4 protein-coding genes and 2 pseudogenes are annotated in these 4059 nt (G+C 68.7%); 2 read left to right on the top strand and 4 right to left on the bottom strand.

What is annotated here, in order from left to right:
- Positions 1 to 149 precede the first annotated feature (149 nt).
- From bmt to rpsF, 4 genes and pseudogenes are all read right to left on the bottom strand, one after another.
- Positions 150 to 1124, bottom strand: a complete 975-nt coding sequence (gene bmt / locus TY51_RS07355) for a betaine--homocysteine S-methyltransferase (RefSeq protein WP_042247768.1) — start codon at positions 1122 to 1124, stop codon at positions 150 to 152.
- A 163-nt stretch (positions 1125 to 1287) separates the two neighbouring features.
- Positions 1288 to 1878 (bottom strand): 50S ribosomal protein L9, encoded by a 591-nt coding sequence (gene rplI / locus TY51_RS07350; RefSeq protein WP_042247761.1) that lies wholly within the window; start codon positions 1876 to 1878, stop codon positions 1288 to 1290.
- A 12-nt stretch (positions 1879 to 1890) separates the two neighbouring features.
- On the bottom strand, positions 1891 to 2118 hold the full coding sequence (gene rpsR / locus TY51_RS07345) for a 30S ribosomal protein S18 (protein ID WP_042247758.1): 228 nt from the start codon (positions 2116 to 2118) through the stop codon (positions 1891 to 1893).
- A 13-nt stretch (positions 2119 to 2131) separates the two neighbouring features.
- Positions 2132 to 2580 (bottom strand): annotated as a pseudogene (gene rpsF, locus TY51_RS07340) (30S ribosomal protein S6).
- A gap of 223 nt (positions 2581 to 2803) precedes the next feature.
- Between rpsF and speB the strand changes: the two are divergent.
- Together speB and TY51_RS07330 are read left to right on the top strand one after the other, a co-directional pair.
- Positions 2804 to 3763 carry an agmatinase gene (gene speB, locus TY51_RS07335; protein WP_042247765.1) on the top strand — a complete coding sequence of 320 codons (960 nt, stop codon included), beginning with the start codon at positions 2804 to 2806 and terminating at the stop codon, positions 3761 to 3763.
- Positions 3764 to 3873: 110 nt separating this feature from the next.
- A pseudogene (locus TY51_RS07330) lies at positions 3874 to 4059 on the top strand (peptide chain release factor 1); the annotation flags it as partial.

The raw sequence follows: 4059 nt of genomic DNA, 5'->3' as shown, positions 1-4059 counted from the left end.
CGATTTCGCGGAGAGGGGCTGCACGCCCAGCTGGCGCAGCAACGGTTCCGGCTGGCGCGTACGCGGTTGGGCTATCGCACGGGCGCGCCGGCGCTGGACTGTTCGCGGTTCGGACCGCCGCCCAGGGCAGGGGACCAGCTGTCGCTGTTCTAGTGGCGGCGGTCGTCCGCGCCGCAGCTGCTGAAGGCGCCCAGCTGCGCGGTGATCTGGTCCAGTGCGGGGCGGGGGCCGCGGGGGCGGGTCTCCAGCGCCTCGTGCATGGCACGCAGATGCGCGGGCATGGTCCCGCAGCAGCCGCCGATGATCCGCACGCCCAGATCGCGCGCCAAGCAGGCGTAATCGGCCATCAGTTCGGGTGTGCCGTCGTAATGGATATGGCCGTCCTGCAGATGCGGCACGCCCGCATTGCCCTTGGCGATGGTCGGGCGTTCGTTGCCCGATGCCGCAAGACCGGTGACCGACCGCAGCAGGTCGGACGCGCCGACGCCGCAATTGGCGCCATAGGCTACGGGCGGGTTGGGCAGGCGTTCGACCGCGGCGGCCAGCTGCCCGGGCGTCACGCCCATGATCGTCCGGCCGGCGGTGTCAAAGCTGAGGCTGCCGCACCATGCCATGCCGGACAGGCGCGCGGCCTCGGCCGCGGCGCGCAGCTCCTCCAGCGAGGACAGCGTTTCCACCCACAGGATGTCGGCGCCGCCGTCGCGCAGCGCCTCGGCCTGTTCATGGAACATCTGCACGGCGCGGGCATGAGTCAGGCTGCCCATCGGGGCCATGAATTCGCCACTGGGGCCCATGCTGCCCGCGACGATGACGGTGCGCCCGGCGCGGTCGGCTTGATCGCGCGCGATCTCCGCGGCGCGGCGGTTCAGTTCGGTGACGCGGGCGGCGGCACCGTGGCGTGCCAGGCGGCTGGCATTCGCGCCAAAGCTGTTGGTCAGGAACAGGTCGGATCCGGCCTCGATCGCGCTGCGGTGCAGGGCGGCGATGCGGTCGGGATGGGTGGCGTTCCAGATCTCGGCCGGGGTGGCGGCGTCCAGACCCATGTTGAACAGGGCGGTCCCCGTCGCGCCGTCGGCCAGCACATGCGGGCGGGTCTGCAGCATCAGGGACAGCGCGTCGGTCATCACCACTTCCTTGGCCACGGCCAAGGCGGCCGGGGCAATGTCGGGTCCAGTCATCAGGTCCATGTCGGGATGTGTCACAGCAATTGGAATTTTGACAGGAACGAATGAAAAACCGCGCCGGTTTCCCGGCGCGGCAAAAAAGTCTGCGCTTGATCCAGTAGGATCAGTTGCGGTCGCGGTCGTCGCTTTCGCCATCATCGGCACCGCCGATGTCGTCGAACAGTTCGGCGATCTCGAACTCGGCCTCGGCGTCGGCTTCGGCGGCCATGTCCTGGATGGACTTGCCCTGCGCCTGCAGCTCTGCCTCTTCGGCGGAGCGGGCGACGTTCATGGTGATCGTCGCCTCGACTTCCGGGTGCAGCACGACGGTGACGTCATGCAGGCCCAGGTCCTTGATCGGCTCGCGCAGGACGACCGACTTGCGGTCGACGGTGAAGCCGGCCTCGGTCGCGGCGTCGGCGGCGTCACGCGTGGTGACCGAGCCGTACAGCGCGCCCGAATCGGATGCGGAACGGATGACCACGAAGGTCTGGCCGTCCAGCTTGTCCGCGATCTTCTGGGCTTCGGCCTTCGACTCCGCGTTGCGGGTCTCCAGCTGCACCTTCTGACCTTCGAACGCCTTGATGTTGGCTTCCGACGCGCGCATCGCCTTGCCCTGGGGCAGGAGATAGTTGCGTGCGAAGCCTTGCTTGACGTTCACGACTTCGCCCATCTGGCCCAGCTTGGCCACACGTTCCAGCAGGATGACTTGCATCGTTCAGTCTCCTTACTTGACGACATAGGGCAGCAGGGCCAGGAAACGCGCGCGCTTGATGGCACGGGCCAGCTCGCGTTGTTTCTTGGCCGAGACGGCGGTGATGCGCGAGGGCACGATCTTGCCGCGTTCGCTGATATAGCGCTGCAGCAGGCGGGTGTCCTTGTAGTCGATCGCAGGTGCGTTATCGCCCGAGAACGGGCAGACCTTGCGACGACGGAAGAAGGGTTTGTTGGCCATTCGTCAGATCCTCTCAGTTCCGCTCGCGGCGTTCGCCGCGGTCGCCGCCACGATCACCACGGTCGCCGCGATCGCGGTCGCCACGGTCGGGACGGTCGCCCCGCGGACGGTCGCCACGGTCACCGCGCTCGCCACGCTCTTCGCGCTTCTGCATCTGGACCGAGGGGCCTTCCTGATGCTCGTCCACGCGGATGGTCATCACGCGCATCACGTCATCATGCAGGCGGGCCAGGCGTTCCATTTCCAGCACGGCACCCGAGGGGGCGTCGGTGCGCAGGAAGGCATAGTGGCCCTTGCGGTTCTTGTTGATCTTGTAGGCCAAGGTGCGCACACCCCAGTATTCATGCTCTACGACCTTGCCGCCGTTGTCGGCGAGTACGGTCGAGAAGTGTTCGATCAGCCTTCGGCCTGCGTGTTCGACAGGTCCTGGCGGGCGATCAGCACATGCTCGTACAGAGGCATGGCGATCCTTTCGGTTTGAATGCGCATTTCATCGACGGGCCGTCCCTTCCGCACCCGTCACGAGAGGCTGCGCCGTTACAGTCAAGCTCAGGCGGAAGGATGGCGTGTCATAGCAGCGAACCGCGCGGATGCAAGGGTTTTCGCCCCCGCCCGCGTCCGCCGCCCCTTGCGCCCGCCCATGCGCGCGGCCAATCTGGCCGCCGGCACGGCAGGGGGGACCACGATGGCGCTGGAAGATGCAAAGACCCAGGTGGATCAGGCCTTCACGCGCGACAGCCTGCGCGGCCTGTCCTTCGAGAACGCGTTCGGCGGGGCCACCAGCTTTCTGCGCCGTCGCTATACCAAGGACCTGTCCGGCGTCGACGTCGCGGTCACGGGCATCCCGTTCGACCAGGCGGTGACCCACCGGCCCGGCACCCGGTTCGGGCCCCGCGCGATCCGCGAGGCGTCCAGCCTGCAGGCCTTCGATCCGCCCTATGGCTGGGGCTATGACCCGATGGCGGTGCTGGACGTCGTGGATTACGGCGACATGGCGTTCGATTACGCCAATGTCCGCGAGGTGCCCGCCCGGATCGAGGCGCATATCGGCGCGATCCTGGATGCGGGTGCGGCGCCGATCACCCTGGGGGGCGATCATTTCATCACGCTGCCGATCCTGCGCGCGGTCGCGGCGCGACGGGGGCCCGTGGCGCTGATCCAGTTCGACGCGCATTCCGATACCTGGGTCGACGACGACCCGGACCGGATCGACCACGGCACGTTCCTGTACAAGGCGATCCGGGCGGGCATCGTGGACCCGGCGGCCAGCGTCTCGATCGGCATCCGCACGGACAACCCGGACACCTTGGGCGTGACCATCCTGGACGCGCCGTCGGTGCATCAGGACGGGATCGCGGCGACGCTGGCGCGGGTGCGCGCGGTGGTGGGCGACCGGCCCTGTTATATGACCTTTGACATCGACGCGCTGGACCCGGCATTCGCGCCGGGCACCGGCACCCCGGTCTGGGGCGGTCTGGCCAGCTGGCAGGCGGCGGCGCTGCTGCGCGGGCTGGCGGGGATCGACCTGATCGGCGGCGACGTGGTCGAGGTGTCCCCGCCCTATGACACGACCGGGGCCACGGCGATCGCCGGCGCGCATGTCGCGCTGGAGCTGATCGCGCTGTTCGGCTGGACGCGGCGATGAAGTGCGTCCCGCGCCGCGCCGGGGGGCTGCGCGCCCCCCGGACCCCCCCGGCGCCGCACTGCAAGTCAAGGGCGCTTGTGCGGTCCGGGGCCGGGGGGTAAGCCGCAGCCATGTTGCCCCAGGACCGCCTTGACCAGATCGCCGCCCGTTTCGAGTTTCTCGAGGCGCAGCTGAATGCCGGCCCCGCCGCCGACCAGATCGCCAAGATCAGCCGCGAATATGCCGAGCTGAAGCCCGTCGTGGCCCAGATCGACCGCTGGCGCGACGCCCAGGACGGGCTGGTCGAGGCCCGCGCC

It is taken from the genome of Paracoccus sp. PAMC 22219 (assembly GCF_000787695.1).
Classification (GTDB): domain Bacteria; phylum Pseudomonadota; class Alphaproteobacteria; order Rhodobacterales; family Rhodobacteraceae; genus Paracoccus.
The sequence above is the reverse complement of the archived record's forward strand: the minus strand, read 5'-3'. Positions and strand labels throughout refer to the sequence as shown.